The organism is Flavobacterium sp. (assembly GCF_004211145.1).
Classification (GTDB): Bacteria; Bacteroidota; Bacteroidia; order Flavobacteriales; family Flavobacteriaceae; genus Flavobacterium.
This window is the reverse complement of the sequence record NZ_SEBS01000010.1, coordinates 62,904-83,246: the sequence shown is the minus strand read 5'-3', so window position 1 is coordinate 83,246 and position 20,343 is coordinate 62,904. Positions and strand designations below refer to the sequence as shown.

At 48.1% G+C, this 20,343-nt stretch carries 19 protein-coding genes, 1 tRNA gene and 1 pseudogene; 10 read left to right on the top strand and 11 right to left on the bottom strand.

Going from position 1 to position 20,343, the window contains the following annotated elements; genetic code table 11:
* Positions 1–54: 54 nt before the first annotated feature.
* Positions 55–819, bottom strand: a complete 765-nt coding sequence (locus EOO50_RS06850) for a class I SAM-dependent methyltransferase (protein ID WP_290838831.1) — start codon at positions 817–819, stop codon at positions 55–57.
* Positions 819–1,640 carry a type I methionyl aminopeptidase gene (gene map, locus EOO50_RS06845; RefSeq protein ID WP_290838830.1) on the bottom strand — a complete coding sequence of 274 codons (822 nt, stop codon included), beginning with the start codon at positions 1,638–1,640 and terminating at the stop codon, positions 819–821. The genes EOO50_RS06850 and map overlap by 1 nt, the downstream gene beginning before the upstream one ends.
* Positions 1,641–1,758: 118 nt before the next feature.
* On the opposite strand from map, the gene EOO50_RS06840 reads away from it, so the two are divergent.
* Positions 1,759–3,036: an acetyl-CoA hydrolase/transferase C-terminal domain-containing protein gene (locus EOO50_RS06840; RefSeq protein ID WP_290838829.1), complete on the top strand. Its 1,278-nt coding sequence runs from the start codon at positions 1,759–1,761 to the stop codon at positions 3,034–3,036.
* Between the two features lie 202 nt (positions 3,037–3,238).
* On the opposite strand, the gene EOO50_RS06835 is transcribed toward EOO50_RS06840, so the two are convergent.
* The 3 genes from EOO50_RS06835 to EOO50_RS06825 all read right to left on the bottom strand — a co-directional run bounded on the left by EOO50_RS06835 (position 3,239) and on the right by EOO50_RS06825 (position 7,844).
* Positions 3,239–3,838: a thioredoxin gene (locus EOO50_RS06835; RefSeq protein WP_290838827.1), complete on the bottom strand. Its 600-nt coding sequence runs from the start codon at positions 3,836–3,838 to the stop codon at positions 3,239–3,241.
* Between the two features lie 56 nt (positions 3,839–3,894).
* Complete coding sequence (gpmI, locus tag EOO50_RS06830; protein ID WP_290838826.1) at positions 3,895–5,412, bottom strand: 2,3-bisphosphoglycerate-independent phosphoglycerate mutase; 1,518 nt, start codon at positions 5,410–5,412, stop codon at positions 3,895–3,897.
* A gap of 71 nt (positions 5,413–5,483) precedes the next feature.
* Positions 5,484–7,844, bottom strand: a complete 2,361-nt coding sequence (locus EOO50_RS06825) for a DUF5916 domain-containing protein (RefSeq protein ID WP_290838825.1) — start codon at positions 7,842–7,844, stop codon at positions 5,484–5,486.
* 324 nt (positions 7,845–8,168) lie between these two features.
* Here EOO50_RS06825 and EOO50_RS06820 point away from each other — a divergent pair, with 324 nt between their 5' ends.
* The gene (locus EOO50_RS06820) at positions 8,169–8,876 is read left to right on the top strand and encodes a murein L,D-transpeptidase catalytic domain family protein (RefSeq protein WP_290838824.1); all 708 of its coding nucleotides are present in this window, start codon (positions 8,169–8,171) and stop codon (positions 8,874–8,876) included.
* Here EOO50_RS06820 and EOO50_RS06815 read toward each other — a convergent pair.
* Together EOO50_RS06815 and EOO50_RS06810 are read right to left on the bottom strand one after the other, a co-directional pair.
* Positions 8,865–10,439: a L,D-transpeptidase family protein gene (locus tag EOO50_RS06815; RefSeq protein WP_290838823.1), complete on the bottom strand. Its 1,575-nt coding sequence runs from the start codon at positions 10,437–10,439 to the stop codon at positions 8,865–8,867. The two genes, EOO50_RS06820 and EOO50_RS06815, sit on opposite strands and share 12 nt — an antisense overlap.
* Positions 10,440–10,443: 4 nt before the next feature.
* Positions 10,444–10,881 (bottom strand): GNAT family N-acetyltransferase, encoded by a 438-nt coding sequence (locus EOO50_RS06810; protein WP_290838822.1) that lies wholly within the window; start codon positions 10,879–10,881, stop codon positions 10,444–10,446.
* Positions 10,882–11,066: 185 nt separating this feature from the next.
* Between EOO50_RS06810 and EOO50_RS06805 the strand changes: the two genes are divergently transcribed.
* A tRNA-Gly gene (locus EOO50_RS06805) sits at positions 11,067–11,139 on the top strand.
* Between the two features lie 317 nt (positions 11,140–11,456).
* Here EOO50_RS06805 and EOO50_RS06800 read toward each other — a convergent pair.
* Together EOO50_RS06800 and pepE are read right to left on the bottom strand one after the other, a co-directional pair.
* A pseudogene (locus EOO50_RS06800) lies at positions 11,457–12,106 on the bottom strand (DUF1349 domain-containing protein).
* Positions 12,107–12,116: 10 nt separating this feature from the next.
* Entirely contained in the window at positions 12,117–12,827 is a 711-nt protein-coding gene (gene pepE / locus EOO50_RS06795; RefSeq protein WP_290838821.1) for a dipeptidase PepE, read from the bottom strand.
* 178 nt (positions 12,828–13,005) lie between these two features.
* On the opposite strand from pepE, the gene EOO50_RS06790 reads away from it, so the two are divergent.
* The 7 genes from EOO50_RS06790 to EOO50_RS06760 all read left to right on the top strand — a co-directional run bounded on the left by EOO50_RS06790 (position 13,006) and on the right by EOO50_RS06760 (position 19,012).
* Entirely contained in the window at positions 13,006–13,752 is a 747-nt protein-coding gene (locus tag EOO50_RS06790) for a hypothetical protein (protein ID WP_290838820.1), read from the top strand.
* Entirely contained in the window at positions 13,749–14,510 is a 762-nt protein-coding gene (locus tag EOO50_RS06785; RefSeq protein WP_290838819.1) for a carboxypeptidase-like regulatory domain-containing protein, read from the top strand. Before EOO50_RS06790 ends, EOO50_RS06785 begins: the two co-directional genes overlap by 4 nt.
* Complete coding sequence (locus EOO50_RS06780; protein ID WP_290838818.1) at positions 14,494–15,234, top strand: hypothetical protein; 741 nt, start codon at positions 14,494–14,496, stop codon at positions 15,232–15,234. The genes EOO50_RS06785 and EOO50_RS06780 overlap by 17 nt, the downstream gene beginning before the upstream one ends.
* Positions 15,235–15,246: 12 nt before the next feature.
* Positions 15,247–15,747, top strand: coding sequence for a DUF6702 family protein (locus EOO50_RS06775; protein WP_290838817.1), 501 nt, complete (start codon positions 15,247–15,249; stop codon positions 15,745–15,747).
* Positions 15,748–15,780: 33 nt separating this feature from the next.
* A complete protein-coding gene (locus EOO50_RS06770; protein ID WP_290838816.1) occupies positions 15,781–18,000 on the top strand; it encodes a M1 family metallopeptidase in 2,220 nt (739 codons plus the stop codon).
* A 74-nt stretch (positions 18,001–18,074) separates the two neighbouring features.
* Positions 18,075–18,398, top strand: a complete 324-nt coding sequence (locus tag EOO50_RS06765) for a twin-arginine translocase TatA/TatE family subunit (protein WP_290838814.1) — start codon at positions 18,075–18,077, stop codon at positions 18,396–18,398.
* Positions 18,398–19,012, top strand: coding sequence for a phosphatase PAP2 family protein (locus EOO50_RS06760; RefSeq protein ID WP_290838813.1), 615 nt, complete (start codon positions 18,398–18,400; stop codon positions 19,010–19,012). The genes EOO50_RS06765 and EOO50_RS06760 overlap by 1 nt, the downstream gene beginning before the upstream one ends.
* Here the strand turns inward: EOO50_RS06760 and EOO50_RS06755 are convergent.
* Entirely contained in the window at positions 18,968–19,609 is a 642-nt protein-coding gene (locus EOO50_RS06755; RefSeq protein ID WP_290838812.1) for an O-methyltransferase, read from the bottom strand. The genes EOO50_RS06760 and EOO50_RS06755 overlap by 45 nt on opposite strands.
* A 60-nt stretch (positions 19,610–19,669) precedes the next feature.
* Positions 19,670–20,164: a hypothetical protein gene (locus EOO50_RS06750; RefSeq protein WP_290838810.1), complete on the bottom strand. Its 495-nt coding sequence runs from the start codon at positions 20,162–20,164 to the stop codon at positions 19,670–19,672.
* Between the last annotated feature and the right edge of the window lie 179 nt (positions 20,165–20,343).

Genomic DNA, 20,343 nt, shown 5'->3' with positions numbered 1-20,343 from the left:
TGAATAATGAATAATGAATAATGAATATCCAATAACGAACAAAGAACAACGAATTTATTTGAACACCACCGGAATAATCTCCCCAGGCGCCAAACAATACCGCTCCACAAGTTCAGGTGCGATTTTCGCAGTGTAATCTTCCTCGACAACCCTAAATCCTATACTGCGCAACTTGTCAAAATAATCGCGTCCATACACGCGAACGTGATCGTATTGACCGAAGATCTCGGCGCGTTGTTTCTGGTCGGTAATCGAATCGTCCTCAAAAGTTTTCTCTCGGTTCAAATCCTGCGGAATCTGGAAAATGCCCATGCCGCCGGGCTTCATCACGCGGTACAATTCCTGCATCGCTTTAGTGTCGTCGGGAATATGTTCCAAAACATGGTTGCACAAGATCAAATCGTATTCATTATCCTTAAATGGCAAATTGCAGATGTCGGCTTTCACATCGGCCAAAGGCGAATACAAATCGGTAGTCGTATAATCGAGGTTTTGCTGGTTTCGGAACAACTTGTAAAATGCTTGTTCGGGCGCGAAGTGCAACACTTTTTTGGGAGCCGAAAAGAAATCGGTCTCGTTGTTCAAATACAGCCAAAGCAGGCGATGGCGCTCGAGTGATAGCGTACTCGGCGATAGAACATTGTTGCGTTGCTTGCCGTATCCGTACGGTAAAAAGCTCTTGAAACTCTTGCCGTCGATGGGATCCGTGAATTTATCCCCGCTTAAGATCGCAGCCATGATCGGGCGCGCGATGTAGCTCAACCTGATCAATATCGGGCGCGGAATCGTGTTGAGTATGAATTTGAAAAGTTTCTTCATTACGCCAGTACGAGCGCCTCGCGACGGAATTCGTTTTCCTCATCACTTTCGATTCCTAGCGCTTTGTAGATGTAAGCGAACGTCGACAACAATTCCGGCTTCCCGTCTATGATCGCGACGTCGTGTTCGAAATGCGCGCTTGGTTTCTTGTCGGCAGTTACGATCGTCCAGCCGTCTTTCAAGGTCTTTATGTTTCGGACGCCCATGTTGATCATCGGTTCGATCGCGACAACCATTCCTTCGACGAACATTTTGCCTTTCCCGCGTTTCCCGTAATTGGGCATTTCAGGTTCTTCGTGCATTTTTTTGCCGAGTCCATGCCCGACGAGCTCGCGAACGACGCCGTAGCCTTCTTTTTCAGTAAACATCTGGATCGCATTCCCAACATCGCCCACGCGGTTTCCGGCTCTTAGTTCGCGGATTCCGACGTACAATGATTGCTTGGTGATGTCGAGCAGTTTCTTGGTTTCGGGCGCGATTTCCCCGATCGCGAACGTGAACGCGTGATCGCCGTAGTATTCGTTTTTCAACACGCCGCAGTCAACCGATACGATGTCGCCTTCCTCGATAGGGCGATCGGTCGGTAAACCGTGTACGACTTGTTCGTTTACGCTTGTAAGCAACGTCGACGGACAACCGTACAATCCTAAAAATCCGGGAACCGCCTGATGATCGCGAATGAACGTTTCGGCCATTTTGTCGAGTTGCAAAGTCGTGACTCCGGGCTTGATTTCGGCCGCGATCATGCCCAGGGTTTTAGAAACCAACAAGGCGCTTTCACGCATCAATTCGATCTGTTCGCGGGTTTTAGGGATAATCATCTCAAAAGATTTAGGGTGCAAAAATACAACTTTAGAGTTAATTAAAAATCATGCTGTTCATGAGAAATGTCATGTTTTGCAAAACGCGGGAAATCTAATTTTGTTTTAAAATCATATCATGAGCAAATTTGTTTCAGCGGCCCAGGCCGTTCAGGTCGTACAGTCTGATCAGCGGGTTTACGTTCAGGCCGCAGCCGCGACGCCGAATATATTGACGAAAGCATTGGCCGATCGCGCATCGGAACTGCGAAACGTCGAGCTATGTCATTTGCATACCGAAGGCGCGGCTCCCTACGCCGATCCTGCGCTGTCAGAGAGTTTTCACGTTAATTCATTTTTCATCGGCAAAAACGTACGGCATACGTTGCAGGCGGGAAACGGTTCGTATACGCCGGTTTTCTTGAGTGAATTGCCGCGCTTGTTCAGGAAGAAAGTCGTGCCGCTCGACGTGGTCTTCATCCAGGTTTCTCCGCCCGATATGCACGGTTATTGTTCGCTCGGCGTTTCGGTCGAAGCGACTTTGGCGGCGATCGAAAATGCGAAGTTCGTGATCGCGGCCGTGAATCCCAAAATGCCGAGAACGTTCGGCGACAGTCTGATCCCGATGTCGAAAATCGATTTCATGGTCGATGCCGAGGCGGATCTGTACAGCCAGCCGATGAGTGTGATATCCGATGTCGAAGCGAAAATCGGAGCGCACGTCGCCTCACTAATCGATGACGGAAGCACGCTGCAAATGGGAATCGGCTCCATTCCGAACGCGGCCTTGTCGAACTTGATGAACCACAAAAATCTGGGCCTGCACACCGAGATGTTTTCAGATGGCGTGATAGACCTGATCGAAAAAGGCATCATCGATTGCAGCAAAAAGTCGGTTTTGAAAGGGCGAGCGCTTGCGACGTTTCTGATCGGGTCAAAGCGGTTGTACGATTTCGTCGACAACAATCCGTTTATTGAAATGCGTGAATCGTCATTCGTGGACGATACGTCGGTGATTCGCAGGAATCCGAATATGGTCGCGATCAATTCGGCAATCGAAGTCGATATTACGGGCCAGGTTTGCGCGGATTCCATCGGACGCAAAATGTATTCGGGCGTAGGCGGACAAATGGATTTCATTCGAGGCGCCGCGTTGAGCGAAGGTGGAAAGGCGATTATCGCGCTGCCATCGGTGACTAAAAAAGGGGAAAGCCGCATCGTGCCTTTCCTAAAGACCGGAGCCGGTGTCGTGACGACGCGTTCGCATGTCCAATATGTGATTACCGAATACGGGATTGCCGATTTGTACGGGAAAACGCTCAAACAACGCGCGAAGTCGATGATTTCGATCGCACATCCCGCGCATCGCGAAAGTATCGAACGCGAATATTTCGAGTTGCTGGCCAATTGTGTGTAAATCGAGCGGTTCGATTTTACGGCCCTTGACTTACGCCTGGTTTGATGGGATTTTTTTTCGGCTTGCGAAAGCCTTATAAAAAAATGCCGCGGATCTTGTATTTGCCGATCGTGTAAAACGCGATGATCGCCAGGCCGTTTTCGAGTAAAATCCTGTTCCCGTCATGGAATCTATGCGAACGTTTTTGTAATCGGGCGATTTCTCAGTCGGCGTACGTATGTTTATACGGCTGGTTCGACAAAATTTTAAGCATGTCTTTTTCCAAGGTTTCGCGAGGCGATTCCACGATGCGGTTGAGTTCTTTCGCAATGGTTTCTCCGCGCGGCCCTTCTTTTCCTGCCAATTGCGTCGTCTTGTTGAAGATAAACGTCGGCACATTCGTGATGTTCAATCCGGCTTCAAGTTTTTCGGGCGTTGTTTTGCTTCGGTCGACGAAAATCAACGTAACGTCATTTTTATCGAATCCGGCATCGTGCAGGATTTTGTAGCATTTCGGGACTTGGTTTTGGCTGTCCTCGCACCACGTTCCCATGAAAATCTTCACCGAGATCCCGTTCGTCAGATCGCGCAATTTGGAAACGGTTTCCACATCGGGTTTGTAACTGTCGTAACCCGCCGAGAACCCAGCGCGAAACGGTTCCCCGAACAAATCTTTCACATTTCCTTGTCCAAGCAGATCACCGTCGGACGTTTTGGAAAGTCTGGAAATTTCGTTTTTTGACTCGGTTTTCACTGTGGTTGAATTTTGCGTTTTGCATCCGAAAGCGAACGCTAAAATCGCTGACAACAAGATTTTCTTCATGTGTAAAAAATTAGCCGCGACCTTAAGCTGTAGCCTCGGATCGCGGCAAAAAAAATTTACAATAACGAGTGTCGCGTCATCGCTTCAGGCTGCTGGATTCCCAAGATGTTCAAAATCGTCGGAGCGATATCGCCTAAAATTCCATCGTTTATGTGTTTGCGATCGGGATCGACCAGGATCATCGGCACCGGATTCGTCGTGTGGGCCGTGTTCGGACTTCCGTCAGGATTGATCATGGTTTCGCAGTTGCCGTGGTCGGCGATTACGATGGTCGTGTAGCCGTGAGCCAACGCGGCAGTGATTACTTTTTCGGCACATTTGTCTACGGCTTCGCACGCTTTGATCGCGGCTTCCATCACGCCTGTGTGTCCGACCATATCACCGTTCGCGAAGTTCAGGCAGACGAAATCGACTTCCTCTTTTTCGAGTTCGGGAACAAGCGCGTCGGCAAGTTCGTATGCGCTCATTTCTGGTTGAAGATCGTAGGTTGCGACCTTCGGGGAATTGCGTAAAATGCGCGTTTCACCTTCGAAGGGTTCTTCGCGTCCGCCCGAGAAGAAAAACGTCACGTGCGGGTATTTTTCGGTCTCGGCGATCCGGATTTGCTTTTTCCCTGCTTTCGAAACGACTTCCCCGAGTGTTTCGGTAATGTTGTCCTTATCGTAAATCACGTGCACGTTCTTGAACGTATCGTCGTAATTCGTCATCGTTACGTAATACAGATTCAGCTTGTGCATGTTTTGTTCGTGGAAATCCTGTTGTGACAAGGCTTCGGTGAGTTGACGGCCGCGGTCGGTTCGGAAGTTGAAGAAAATCACGACGTCATCTTCCTTGATTACTGAAATCGGTTGTTGGTTTTCGTCGACGACTACGAGCGGATCGATGAATTCGTCGGTGATGCCGTTGTTATAACTTTCATGGATGCTGTGGTCGATGTTCGTGGTCGGCGTTCCGATTCCATGAACGAGCAAATCGTAGGCTTTTTTGACGCGTTCCCAGCGTTTGTCGCGGTCCATCGCGTAATATCGTCCGATGACCGAAGCGATTCTCGCACTTTTATCCTGGATGTGATGTTGCAGATCGCCCAGGAAAAACGCTCCCGATTTCGGGTCGACGTCGCGTCCGTCGGTGAAAGCATGGATGAAAACGTCCTGGAGCCCGAACGAATCGGCGGCATCGACGAGACCTTTTATGTGGTTGATGTGCGAATGGACGCCGCCATCAGACACCAAACCCAGGAAATGCACGGCTTTGTTGTTGTCTTTCGCATACTGGAACGCGTCGACGAGCGGTTTTTCATTCGCGATCGATTTGTCTTCGACGGCAAGGTTGATTCGCACCAAATCCTGGTAAATGATGCGGCCCGCGCCGAGGTTCATGTGTCCGACTTCGGAATTTCCCATCTGGCCTTCGGGAAGACCGACATTCAGTCCGTCGGTGCGCAAGGTCGCGTGCGCGTATTTTTGGGAAAGGGAATTGATAAAAGGAACGTTCGCATTATCAGGTGCTGAAACTTTCTTGTCGGGCGCAATTCCCCAACCGTCAAGGATCATCAGGATCACTTTATTGTTCATGTCTTTAGAGGTTTTGAACAAAGATACGGGATTTGGAAAACCTCGTAAAGCTTGCGTCTGCAAATTGTTCGTTAAGATTTGCGTCTCAGCGAATTGTAGTCGATAAAATATCGGACGCTTATTGAAAACACCGAATTCAGGTTGTTCGAGAACAGATTATCGACGTTTCGGCCAAGGTTATTTTCAATCGCCGTGCGATAATCCAACGCGTTGTTTCGGTACAAGACCGAAATCTGGCTCGCGGGCGCAAACCACCATGAATACGTCAAGTCGAAATTCCACAGGTTGAGGTTTTCATCGTAAGGAGAAACCGTCGCAGGATTGTTCGTGAGATAGTTGAGGAAACCGTCGTTCCTGAGCGTGAACAATTCGTCGTACTCGGCATAACTCCAGTAATAACGCGCCGTAAGGTTGAACGTCATGCGGTTGTTGATCGAGTAGCGGCCTGAAAGTTCGGCGGTGACGGTTTTGCGGTCGCGTTCCCCGAACAGGATGTCGGTGCCGTCGAAATCCACGAAACCACGATCGTTCGTGTGGAAAATATAATCGCCCGACAAGACCAATAAAACCCTGTCGTTGATGCGATAGCGCGGGCTTACATAGAATTCGAATACGTTTCTGTCCTGTTCGTCGGCGAAACTCACGTACGGATTCACGTCGATCGCGAATTTGCGATTGTAGTTCGACGAAAACAACGTGCTGAACGAGGCGGTTCTCGGGTTGTACGAGTAACGGCCATCGACTCGCGGCTGGTAGAAATCGTAGGACGTGATCGGATGCACGTTTATCGACGCGTTCCAATAGTCGTTCTTCTTACTGTTGAAATTCGTCGACGCGATCCAGTAATAATCCTGGACTTTTCCTGTCTGGTTCTGGAATTCGATCGAAGACGAAAGGTCGAATCGGAAACTGTTGAACGTCTTCGTCGGGTTTAAGATCCGATAGTTGTAATTCGCGTAAAAATTATAGTAATTGTTGATGAACGCGATGCCCATGTCGTTGATGTCGTAGTCTTTTGAAATGTATTTCGCGAGCAAATCGTACCGATGGTTGCCGTGGGTTTTTATGAAGTTGACCGCGGTCTTGAAGCCGTCGTACCCGTTTTCAAACCCGACCGTTTCATTGATCGTGCTATACTTGAAATCGCCTGCGAGTTTGTACGTGTTGGCTTTTGTGTTCAAGTCCCAGACGAGTGCCGAAACGTTCGCGTCGCGGAAATTCCCTTCGCGGAACGTATTCGCATTCACGAGCGAAACCGATGAATTCCCCCCGAAACGCTGGTCGAGTACGAGCAAGTTATAATTGACCAATGGCGAGACGAGTGCTTCACGCGTTTCCTGCGTGACCGTGTTTCGGATCTTGGCGAACGTGCGTTCGGTAACCGCGTTCAAGACGCCGATTCCGAGACCGCCTTTCGTGCGACCCGAGAGTTTCAAGGCATTCAACAAATCGACGCTGTTCGGGCTTTCGATGATTTCCTCGTCAGGCGAGAGAACGACATCGGCTACCGGCGGACCGCCGATCCTGCGCGAATACAACAGCGAACCTTTGTTGAAGATGTCGGTTCCTTCAGTGAAAAACGGACGATTTTCGTTGAATTGCTGTTCGAATGGCGTGAGATTCAACACGACGTTGTCAAATTTGGTCTGTCCGAAATCGGGGACCAGAATCGCATCGAGCGTAAACGAATCGTTGATGCCGTATTTGATGTCGAGCCCGGCCTTGAACGTGTTTCCGGCTTCGTGGTCGGTGTAATCATAATAATAGGAAGCGTACGGAATCAGGAACAGGCGCGTCGGTGGTTTGATGTTTTCGATGCCTTCGAGGATTCCGGCCTGTGGGATGAACGCACCGATTTGCGTGTTGACGCGGTTCCACGTGTATTTTTGGCGGTAACGTCTCAATTCCCGGAAGAAGTTCAGTCCCCAGGTTTGTTTGGCTTCGGGCGAGAAACGCAAGGCCGCGTACGGGATCCGCATTTCGACGACCCAGCCGAAATCGGTGACCTTGACGCTGCTTTCCCAGATCGCGTTCCACGAGAAATCCTCGGTCGCTTCAGTCGCCAAAGCATCCATTTGAACGCCCGCGGCGCTTACGAAGAATCGGTAATCCTGTTGTCCGTCGTTGAAACCGTTTATGAAAATCCCGAAGTGTTCCGATGTCCCGAAGTCGTCGCGTTCCGTGATCTCGCGCAACATTTTTTGAGGTTCGTCATCGTACATGACGGCCGCGACGTAAATCGCCTTGTTGTCGTATAGGATTCGGACTTCGGTTCTTTTTGAGTGATCGAGCGGTTTGCCGTTGTCGGGTTCGAACATCACGAAATCAGTCGCTATCGGCGCGGAATTCCAGACGGTTTCATCAAGTTTGCCGTTAATCGTAATGTTTTCAGTAACAGATACGGCTTGAAGCGATTTTTTCTGTCCCGCCATTTTAAGGCAAAACAAAAGCAGCAAAAAAGGTAAGATAGCTGAGAATCGGGTCATTAAACGGGGACGTCTGGGTGAACAAATGTAGTATTAAATTCTTAAAAACAATTTTTTTACAATAAAATCACATAAACGCCGTTTTGGTTATTCGTTTCAATGAATAGGTAGAGAATTCCGACATTTTCGGAATATGGAGTAGGCAACGAAATGCTTTTCGTCGATTAAATTTGTAGTTAATCGATAATTTTTTTCAAAAAAAACTTGTTCCGTAGTTTTTAATTCCTATTTTTGGCGTCCCCTGAATCTAATTTAAACGTAACAAGTTCAATGATTTACAAAATTTTCCCCGTTCTGCTATTTTTTGCATTTGCCTTTACTACGAACAATGCAACGACAAAAGCACCTGAGAAGACTATCGCCGCGACAACAAAGTCGGCAATTGAAATGAAAATTGAAAATGTGTATGGAAATTTGAACATCGGAAGTTTTTCGATGCCAAACAAACAAAGTTTCTACAAAGCGCTCCAAGGTTTCTACAAGCTAAAGGAAAAAGGTCTGGTTACAAAGGACATCCTTACGCTTGTTGACTTCAGCATGTCGTCGAACACCAAACGTCTTTGGGTGATCGATCTTACCACGAATACCGTACTTTACAATTCGCTTGTCGCCCACGGCCGCAACACAGGTGACGAATTCGCAACGACGTTTTCGAACCGTTCCGAGTCGAACATGAGCAGCCTCGGATTCTACGCCACGGGCGAAATCTACAACGGCAAACATGGCAAATCGCTTAAACTTGACGGATTGCAACCTGGCGTAAACGACCATGCGCGTTCTCGCGGCGTCGTCATGCACGCGGCCGACTACGTTTCGGAATCGTTTATCGCGATGCACCGTCGCTTGGGAAGAAGCCAAGGTTGTCCGGCGCTTCCGCAGGAACTTACTTCTGAAATCATCAACACGATCAAAGGAAGGTCGTGCCTGTTCATCTATCACAGCTCCGGAGAGAAGAATTTCTCGAGACTATTGTCGTAATTTTTGGTACAGCTCGGCGTCGAGATTATAAATGTCGGCGCGGAATTCGAGCTCGCCACGCTTGTTCATCCAGGCGGTCCAATATAGCTGATGGACGTTTGTCCTGTTGCGCAACTTAATGTAGGTGGTTTCCTTTGTGGCGACCACCTCATTTATTTTATCGAAGTTCCATCGAATCGAATCGTTGATCAGGTACGCGGCGAGCGGCAACGGATCCTGTACACGCACGCAACCCGAACTCAAACTTCTGTAATTCAAACTGAAATAATCGCGGTGGTTCGTGTCGTGCAGATAAACCGTGAACCGATTCCTGAAATTGAACTTCACGTTTCCGAGCGAATTGTCGTCGCCCGGATCCTGCACATACCTATAATTATTCGGTTTTTCAGGATTCCATTTCGAAGCCGGAACGACGACGCCTTTCGAATTGTAGATCGTGAGTCGGCGATTGCGGAAATAATTCGTGTCTTTCGCGGCGTCGGGACCCAAATCTTCCTTGATGATCGTGGGCGGAACCGTCCATGTCGGATTTAATATGATGTCTGAAAACGTCGACGTCAACACAGGCGTGCGTCGCTTTTCCTTTCCGACGACGATGCGTCTCGTATCGACCGTATCGCCATTTTTGACCACGTGCAGGCGATATGCGGGAATATTCACGATCACATACTGCCTACCCATTTCGTGCGGAAACCAGCGCCAACGTTCCAGATTTGCGACGACCTGCTGCCGACGTTGGATTTTAGTCATGTTTAAAGCCGTGACCGTGGAGGTTCCAATGACGCCGTCGGGAGTTAAACCGTGGCGCAACTGGAATTTCTTCATCGCGTTCGCGGTTTTCCTGTCGTAAATAGGAGTGATGCTGTCCGATTTTTGAAGGTCGTGCCAGAACATAAGTCGGCGTTTGATCCGCAAGACGGCCTGGGACGAATCGTTCCTGCGGATTTTCTGCGTGATTACGATCTGTTTTAGCGTGTCTTTCCCGAACGTGTCGATGTACGCGAGCGCTTTCTTGAGTCGCTTGTATACGATGTGTTGCGGTTCGGCACGGGCGATCGTTTTTTGGAGAGAATCGCCTGAAGTTCCGTCGAAAATAAGTTTGTTCACGTCGACGTCAAACCGTCTTAAATCCCAATTCCCGTATAAATGGTATGGATTTAATTTTCCGGCCGAAATGTGGATGATGTATTTCCGAAGCGATTGCGTGAGCAGGAAATCATACGTCAAATGGTCGTCCTCTGATAGCGTTCCATACTTTTTTTCGTAACCTTTTATCTTGGAAACGAAGTAATCTTTCGGATCCAAACCGTCAATTTCGGCGTTGGAAAGCACCGAAATTACTTTTCCTCTCTTGATTGAATCGACCCAAAACGTGTGGAAATCCAGTTTGCGATAGAATGCCGCGAGCGCTTTGTCGTCGAATTTCGTAACGCTTGACGAATCAAAGGCGATGCCTCCGGCTTCGATTTCCACATCGGAACTATCGGCGCCCGATTTTGTCTTCGCGTCTTTATTACATCCGAAGACGGCCGCGAATATGAAAAAAAGTAAGAGCTTTTTCATCGGGCTACAAACGTTTGAACATCACATAATGGATTCCGATATCGCCGATCGTGAACGGTTTCCCCGTGATTTTATAACCCGCTTTCTCATAAAACCCGATCGCTTTTTCGCGCGCGTTGAACCACACAAGCGTTCCTGCGGCGCGGCGCGTTTGGTCTTCGGCTGCCTCGACGAGCATATCCCCGAAACCGTTTCCCTGGAAATCTTCGAGCACGGCCATTCCGCGTAATTGGAATTGTTTCGGTTCGTTGAAACCCGGATGCGGCGCCTGGAACAACGATGCGACGCCTGCCAATGTATCGTCGTCGAACAACCCGAAATGCGTCGTCGAATGTAGATCGTCACCGTCGAAACGGCATGTTTCCACAGGTTTTCCCGGGCGCAGCACAGGATGTCGCACGGCATAAGTCTCGACCGAAGTTATTTCACGTATTGTTGGCATCTATATTTTCTACGGAATCTGTAAATCTGTAAATCTGTAAATCAAATTAAAGGTATAACAAATTAAAACGGAATCAGATAAGCGTTGGCAAAGGATTATCAACTAAAAAACTTTACATTTTTTGCAAAAAAAATTTGCGTCAAAGAAATGTATTGCCTTATATTTGCACCCACCAAAAGATAAATGCGGAAGTAGCTCAGTTGGTAGAGCTCCAGCCTTCCAAGCTGGTTGTCGCGAGTTCGAGCCTCGTCTTCCGCTCTTGAAAATCCGAAATGAAAGTTTCGGATTTTTTTTGTTTGAAAGTTTAGGGTTCAAAGTTTTGGGCGTTCCGGCGGCTGGAAAAAAGTTGATAGCATTTGGCGTCTAAAAAGCTATTCGCATTTTAGTCGCCCAATTCGACTACGCTCGAGTTTCCAGCCGCCGTCGGGCTTCCGTTCCAATCTTTTGCAGCGCCGTTGCACTTCACTGCAAAAGGATTTCCACTCAAATCCCTAACGCGGATGCATTTCTTGACATCATACCAAATCTGGTTTAACGTTTCGAATTCGAGTTTTTGTTCGGCTTGCTCGTCAAATTTACTCGGCGTTTTTCTTGAGCCATTCCAATCGTCGTTGGTCAGGTAGTGCGTCACCTTGAAGTTTTCAAATTTGGCGTCGAAGCCTTTTCCATCGGGCGAGGCGGCCATCAATCCGACCATTACGGGAGTGTTGTCACGCAGCGGCGCGTTTCGCGTCATCACGTAGGTTTTATCGTCGTACGAATAGAAAATCTCGACGGCGTCCAATCGTCTCACGACTTTGATCCAGATGAACGGCGGCGTTTTGTCTAAGGTCGTGACGCTCCAATCGCTTTTGCCATGCGTGACGACGGTGCTCACGTTATATTTCCCGTCGACGAATTCGATTCCTGTTTTTATGTAATTCTTCTCGTCGATTCGAACCATCAGCCCCATTTGGTCGAAGCGCTCTTTGTATGCGCCAGTAAGTTTGACTTTTGCTTCGAATTCTCCGCCGTAAGTCGCGTAGTAAAACGGAGCGTCGTCGACCGTAAAGCCGTAATGCGAAATGCGCCAATAATCGCTTTGTGGCGTCACGAACATTTGAAGCGCGTTGTTTTTGATTTCCCATTTTTCAGGCTCGTTGAACCATTGCATCTTTTCGAGGCTTTGGGCCGATGCGTTTTGCAAGGCGAACAGCGCGATTGCGGCAATCAGTATTTTTTTCATGTCGTTTATTTTATCGTCCGATGTTGCTCAAATCAGAGCCACTTTCCAATTCCTGTGCGTCTTTCCCGGCGCCGAATAACCGCGCCTGCAAATCGCCTTTCAACGTGATTTTCTCGCCTTCGACCTCGAGCCAGCTTCCTTCGCGCAAACCCAAAACGGGAATCGAATTGAACTGGTGGAATTCCCTTATCCGGGTTTCGCGCGTTTCGCCCATGTGTTTCGATTGCAGGTCGGCGTCGAGATAATGCGGATTCAGATTGAACGGCATCAATCCGAGTGTTCGAAAACTCGGCGGATAAATGATCGGCATGTCGTTCGTCGTCTGCATCGTCAATCCAGTAATGTTGCTGCCCGCGCTCGATCCCAGATACGGCGTTCCGTTTTTTACGGCGTCGGCGATCGCGTTCATCACGTCGAATTTGTACAATTGGGTTACGAGCAGAAATGTGTTTCCGCCGCCCGTGAAGATCGCTTCGGCGTTTTGGACGGCCTCGATCGGGTTTTCAAATTCATGCAATCCGTTTACCTCGATTCCGATTGTCGCAAAAGCCTGTCGCACGCGATTCGTATAATCGTCGTGCGAGATCCCGCCCGGCCGCGCATACGGAACGAACAACAATGTTTTTTTGCCGTTGAAGAAAGTTTTTAGCGTCGGGAGCAGATATTCCAAGTAACCGCCGCCGTGCAAAGTCGAAGTACTCGCGATAATAAGTCGTTTCATATTCCAAAGTTCGGACTTTCCTTTTTAAAATTCGAAAATCCGCCTTGCAAAAACTTTCGCGCTTCAGCACCTTGGCACTTTAGCACTCCAGCCACTATTAACATAACTTTACCAGCCGATTGTGAGTATTTTCGCCAATTCTCAAATAAATTTACCCAAACATCTCAATCACCTAAACATGAAACGTTTTCTACTCATCGCCCTGTTGCTGTGCTGCGCCTTATCGTGGTCGCAAAAAAAACGCAAGTCTTTGCAAGGTAAAGTCCTCATTGGGGAATTGGTGGCCGAAGATGGCGAGGTAAGAATCCGAAACATGTCATCGGGCGAAAAAGTAGCCACGCTTCCCGGTGGTTTCTTCACGCTCGCGGCCCGGGCGAATGACACGTTGTTGTTCCAAAGCCCAGACGCGATCACGCGAAAAATGGTGATTACATCGTTTGATATGGACGAAGAATTGGTGATTGTAGACCTTGATCCCACCGGCACACAATTGAAGGAAGTCGTCGTCGATAAGAATAAGATTACATCGGAATCCGTCGGATTGCCGCAAGGAAAAGAATACACGCAGGCTGAACGAAAACTAGAATCGGCGACAACCACGAAGTCACAACGCCCCGCTGACCAAGCGTACACGGCCATTGGAACCGACGGCGTTCTGAACAAACTTTCAGGCCGTACGGCACAACTTAAGAAGGAAGCCGAAGTCGAGAAAAAACAAGCGTGGAAACAACGTTTGTCGGAACGCTATGAAAAGCAGTATTTTATCGATACGTTGAAACTTCCGTCGGATCACGTCGAAGGTTTTTTGTTTTATGCCGTCGAAGACAAGAAATTCATGGAAACACTGCAATCTGAGAACGACGAGGAAATCCAACTTCAGCTCGGCGTTTTGGCGACCCGATACAAGAAAACGCTTAAAAAGTGAGACTGAAAAAATTGTTTCTTTTTGCCTTGACCTTGTTCCCGATGTTGCTTTTTTGCCAGCAGGAACAAAGGTTGCGCGGAAAAGTAATTTCAGATTCTACAGCAGTTCCGTCGGTTACGGTAATGAATCTCGTCAGCGAGCAAGTCGTCCAGACGAACGCCCAGGGCGAATTCGCGATCATGGCGAAAGAGGATGACTTACTTGTTTTTTCACATCTCAATTACGAATACAAACGGCGGTTGATCGATTCGGACGACATCAAAAAAGGCGCAATCACCGTAAAACTCATCTATAAACCAACCGAACTCGACGAGGTCGTGATCTTGCGCGACATCAATCCTGAAGATTTGGGCCTGGTCCCGAAAGGACAAAAAAAATACACCGTTGCCGAACGCCGACTCAAACAGGCCGGGGAATTCAAACCGGAGATGTGGGTTGGAATGGTTGCGGGTTTGTCGATTCCTGTCGATCCGATCATCAACGCCATCACGGGTCGAACGAAAATGCTCAAGAAAGACGTGAAAACCGAGAAAAAGGAACGATTTTTGGCGAAAATTTCGGGCATGTACGAAACCGGTTATTTCACCGATACGCTGAAAATCCCAGCCGATTACGTTAACGGTTTCCTTTACTATATCGTAGAAGACGCGAATTTCACATCGGCTCTCGAAACTGGAAAAAAGCCAAGCATCGACCTTGAAATCACGCAACTTGCCCAAAAATATAACGAACTCATCGCGCTTGAGACCAAGAAATAACATCCTTTTCGCGTTCCTGCTTTTGCAAGCAAGCGTTTTTGCCCAAATTGAAAAAGGGCAATGGATTACGGTGCGCGTGATCTCAGATTCGCTTCCGGCGGTGAACGTGAAAGTCGTCAACCTCGTCAACGAGCAAACCGCGATCAGCAACGCGAACGGCGAATTCAAAATACAGGCGAAAGAAGACGATTTGCTGGTATTCGTGGCCGAAAATTTCGAATACAAGCGTTTCTTGGTTGACGCCGACGCGCTCAAAAAACCAATCATTGTCGTCCAACTCATTTCGCGCGGCATTCTGCTCGACGAAGTCACGATCAACAAAGACATCGACGCGGAAACCATGGGATTCGTGCCCAAAGGCCAAAAACGCTACACGCCTGCCGAGCGGAAAGTTTACACGGCGACTTCGGGTCCGGTCGATATCATCGCGAACGGTTTGTCGGGTCGGACGAAAATGCTCAAGAAAGGCGTCGCGGTCGAACGGAAGGAACGCCTGATGGAAAAGCTTGACGTTCAATATGAGGACGATTTCTACATCGACCGACTTAAAATTCCGGTTGAATATATCAAGGGTTTCAAGTTTTATCTGCTCGATAACACCGACGTCGTGAAAGCGCTCGATCTCAAGAACAAGCCAGCTCTTTTGGAACGCGTTTCCCAGCTCGCGCCCGCATATCTCGAAACCATCCAAACGCCTGCCGAGGGTGAAATTGAAAAGAAATAGTATTTTTATCGGATGAAAAAAATCGCATCGGTTGCCGTTTTTCTTTTGCTTTGCGTGACGCTTTCGAGTTTCGCACACAAATTTTATGTGGGAATCTTTCAGGTGAACTTCGCGTCGGACAAGAAAATGATCCAAGTCACATCGCGCATTTTCGTAGACGATTTGAACAGCGCGCTCGAAAAGAAGTTCAAGAAGAAATTCCACTTCGGCGATGAAAAAGTTCCCGCCGATGAAATTCCCGTGTTGACGAAATATATCTCGGATAATTTCACGATCGCGATCGATGGCGTCAAAAAACCGCTCGAGTACCGCAGTTTCGAAATGGAAAACAACGTGCTGATCGTTTATTTAAGGATCACCGATGTCGCGAAAGTCAAATCACTCGACATCAGCAATAAAATCCTGTTCGATTTTGTAACGGAACAACAAAACATCATACAAACCAACGTAAACGGCGAGAAAGCGAATTTGCTTCTCACGATCGACAATCCGAACGGAAAACTTGCGTTCTGATTCCATTACCACTAAATTGCCTTTTTTTAAGCTATGAGAAAATTATCCTGCCTAGCCCTGTTTGCGGCACTTTCAGCATTTGCCCAGGAACAGCCGAAACCCAAGGAAGCCGGACACGTCGATGTGAACAAATTCCGCCAGATGTACGACCTGCTCGCGACTCCGAACATGTATCGCACGGCGTCGGGCGCTCCCGGACCGGCTTATTATCAGCAAAAAGCCGATTATAAAATGGACATCGAGCTTGATGACAAGAAATCGATCTTGTCGGGCGTCGAAACCATCACCTATCACAACAACGCCCAGGAACCGCTCGACTACTTGTGGATGCAACTCGACCAGAACCAAGCGTCGCGAACGTCGTTGAGTCCATTGGCCGAAAGTACAAAGGCCGATAAAGCGATCAGCGCATCAGGATTTTCACGTCGATATCTTGAAGAAAAATTCGATGGCGGTTTCAAGATCGAATATGTGAAAGATTCGAACGGGAAAGCGATGCCGTACACGATAAACTGGACGATGATGCGCATCGAATTGCCGACGCCGCTCAAACACGGAGAGAAAATATCATTTTCAATAAAATGGTGGTACAACATCAATAATTACATGGTCGACGGCGGACGTTCGGGTTATGAATTGTTTCCGAAAGACAAGAACAAATTATACGTTCTGGCGCAGTTCTATCCGCGAATGGCAGTCTATAATGACGTCGAAGGCTGGCAGAACATGCAGTTTTGGGGTTCGGGCGAATTCGCGTTGCCGTTCGGGGATTTCGAGGTGAATATCACGGTTCCATCGGATCACTTTCTGGATGCGACGGGAATGTTGCAAAACCGCAAGGACGTGTATTCGGCCGAGGAAATGAAACGCTTTGAACTCGCTGAAAAATCGTTCGACAAACCCGTAGTCATCCGTACCCAAGCTGAAGCGACTGAAATCGAAAAAGGTTTTTCGGACAAGAAAAAAACGTGGAAATTCAAGGCTGAGAATGTGCGCGATTTCGGGATTTCGACGTCGAGAAAATTCATTTGCGACATGATGGCCGTGAAACTCGGTGGCAAGGTCGTGATGGCCGAATCGTTGTATCCGAAGGAAGGAAATCCGCTTTGGGAAGAATATTCGACACGCGCCGTCGCCCATACTTTGAAAACGTATTCGGCCCATACTTTCGATTTTCCATATCCGAAGGCAATCTCAGTAAACGCCCAGGATCAGGGAATGGAATATCCGATGATCTGCTGGAATTTCGGCCGTCCCGATGAATCCGGAAAATATACCGATCGCGTCAAATACGGCATGCTCGGCGTGATCATACACGAAGTCGGACACAATTATTTCCCGATGATCGTCAACAGCGACGAACGCCAATGGACCTGGATGGACGAAGGTTTGAACACGTTTTTGGAATATCTTGCCGAGATTTCGTTCGACCCGAAATTCCCTGTGGATCGCGGCCCGGCAAGGCTTATCGTTCCGTACATGAGCGGCGCGCAGAGTGGTTTGGAGCCGATCATGTCGAATTCCGAAAGCATCAAACAATTCGGGAACAACGCGTACGGGAAACCGGCGACCGCGTTGAATATCCTTCGCGAGACGATCATGGGCCACGAATCTTTCGATTATGCGTTCAAGACCTACGCGAACCGTTGGAAATTCAAACATCCGACGCCTGACGATTTTTTCAGGACGATGGAAGACGCGTCGGGAACAGATTTGGATTGGTTCTTCAGGGGTTGGTTTTATTCGACTGATTTCAACGACATCGGCATCAAGGAAGTCAAGCAATTTTACGTGAGCGCCGACAAGCCAAAGGATTTCGATACGCCCGAGGTAAACCGCAGGAACCGTCGCACGATGTCAGGTCCGCTCGTTTACATGACGGCCGACGCGAGTGCGAAAAAAGCGTTCGAGTCAAAAGATATTCAAACGCTGAAAGATTATCTCGAAGCGAATTTCACAGCAGAACAACGCGCTACGATGAAAGAGCCGAAATATTTCTATGAAGTGTCGTTCAACAAGCCCGGAGGTTTGGTGATGCCGCTGATCGTGCAATTGGTTTATGAGGACGGAACATCGGAGACACAAACGTTCCCGGCGCAAATCTGGAGAAAGAACGACGATGAGGTTTCGAGAGTGTTCGCGGTTCAAAAACCGGTCACGAAAATCGTCGTCGATCCTAAAGAGGAAACCGCCGACATCGACCTTTCGAACAACACCTGGCCGAAAGAGGCGCAGAAATCAAAATTCGATTAACGGGAAAATTTTGTTAACGGGAAACTGTAACGGGCGCAACTTCGTACCTTTGTTGCAACTTAATTGAAATTACCATGTTTGGAATAGGCGGAGGCGAATTCATCTTTATCATTTTTATCGTGCTAATGTTGTTCGGATCGGATAAGATTCCTGAGATGGCGCGCGCGCTCGGAAAGGGAATGCGTCAGCTCAAGGATGCGACGAACGACATCAAAAGCGAGATTCAAAAGGGTGCGGAAGATCACGGTTTCGACAAGTCGCTTCTCGATGTGAAAGGTTCGATAAATTCTGAGATCAACAAGGCGAAAGACAGCTTGATGAGCAATTCCGAGGATCTTGAGAAAACGCGTCAGGAAATCGAGGACATCACGTCGGGCCCAATTAAAAGGCAAGGTTGATGATCGAATCGCTCGTAAATTTCGACCGCGACGTATTTATCTGGCTCAACAGTTTGGGTTCGGAGAAATACGACGGTTTGTGGCTCATTATCACGAAGTTCACGAGTTGGATTCCGATTTTCGCGATAATTTTTTACTTGACTTTTAAACGTTTGGGTTGGAAACACGCGTTGCTTATCATCGGCTGCATCGCGTTGCTTTTGTTGATTACCGACCAGACGACCAACCTTATAAAGAATACGATCCAGCGGCTCCGACCGGGCAGCAATCCGGAACTCGCCGATTTGATCCGCGCCGTCCAGAAGCGCAAGTCGTTCAGTTTCATTTCAGGTCATGCTTCGAATTCCATGGCGGTCGCGTTCTTTTGTTATCGCGTGCTGAAACCGTACTTGAAATACATGGGATTCTTTTTCCTTTGGCCGTTGATCTTCGCGTACAGCCGCATTTACCTTGGATTGCATTATCCCGGAGACATTCTTTGCGGATACGTTTGGGGAATCCTCATGGGTTCTTTACTCGTTTGGTTGTACGGCTATTTGCGCAACCGATTCTTCCCCGAACATGGCAACTTAGATCACCCGACTAACAGTGAGCCCGTCGCGGATGGGCAATAATACCGTTTCCACTCTCGAATCGTTGTTGATCATTTCGTTGTAGGCGAGGAGCGAAATCGTGCTCTTGTCGTTTGGTTTTACGGGTTCCAGAATTTTTCCGCTCCACAAAACGTTGTCCGATAGAATGATGCCGCCTTTGGTCATCATCGGGACGATCAGTTCGAAATAGTTCGCGTAGTTTTCCTTGTCGGCGTCGATGAAGACAAGATCGTATTTCTTGTTGAGGTTCGGAATGATCTCGAGCGCATTTCCCAAGTGTTGGAGAATCTGTGTTCCCCAATCTGATTTGTCGAAATATCTGCGTTGGAAATCGAACAGTTCCTCGTTGTTGTCGAGTGTGTCGATGGTTCCTTTCTCGCGCAGGCCTTCAGCGAGACAAAGCGTCGCGTAACCTGTGTACGTTCCGATTTCGAGGATGTTTTCAGGCCGGACGATCTTCGACAAAATACTCAAAACGCGTCCTTGCAAATGGCCGCTGAGCATTCGTGGTTGCAGGATTTTCTGGTGGGTTTCGCGGTTGAGTTCGGCCAAAAGTTGCGGTTCCCGTTGGGAATGGTTTTCAGCGTAGGCTTCGAGTTCTTCAGATATGAAATGCATGTCGTTATGTTTTTTTGTTTGCCCCCGATTTGACACGGAGGCGCAAGGCTGCGAAGTTTTTTAAGGTGTAATTTGTTGGAAGAGATCGATCAGGAATTGGGATTTGGCCGCATCATCGGCGGGACCGTAGGCGATTATGTTGTATGTATATTCGCCTCGGCATGCCAATATTGCGACTTGATTGAAATCGGGATGGCGTTCGCTCGTGACCTTATAGAGTTGATAAGTTGACCCGTCGGTGGAAAGTAAATCGTATTTCCAGCTTTTCAGGGATTTTGTTTTGTCGGAGACGTAGGATTTGAGGCAATCGGTCGCGTATTTTTTCTTCTTCGGATCGATGCGGAATGCAATGTGTTTGTCGTCTTTTTTTAGGTAAAATGCCTTTGTCAGATCGCGCACGTCTTCGTCCCATTTTCCCGGAATCTTGACGCTGTCTATGCCTTTTACTTTGTAGAACAGGATCGTTTTATCTTGTTTTTCGGAATACGAAACTGAGATTTGCGCTTGTGCGCTGAATGAAATTATGAACGCAAGGAATAAGAATCGAAGTGGCATAGTTTTTTTTCAAAGTTATGAAAGTTAATTTTTGAATTATTTTTTTGAGGAAGTTTTTGGCGTGGGTCGGATACTTTTTGAAAATACAAAATATAAAAAGGACCCTGACAGGGTGTTCGTTAAGTTGTTGTTTTCTATGGGATTATGAAGTATTTACCCTCATTTTTCCCCATCGTATT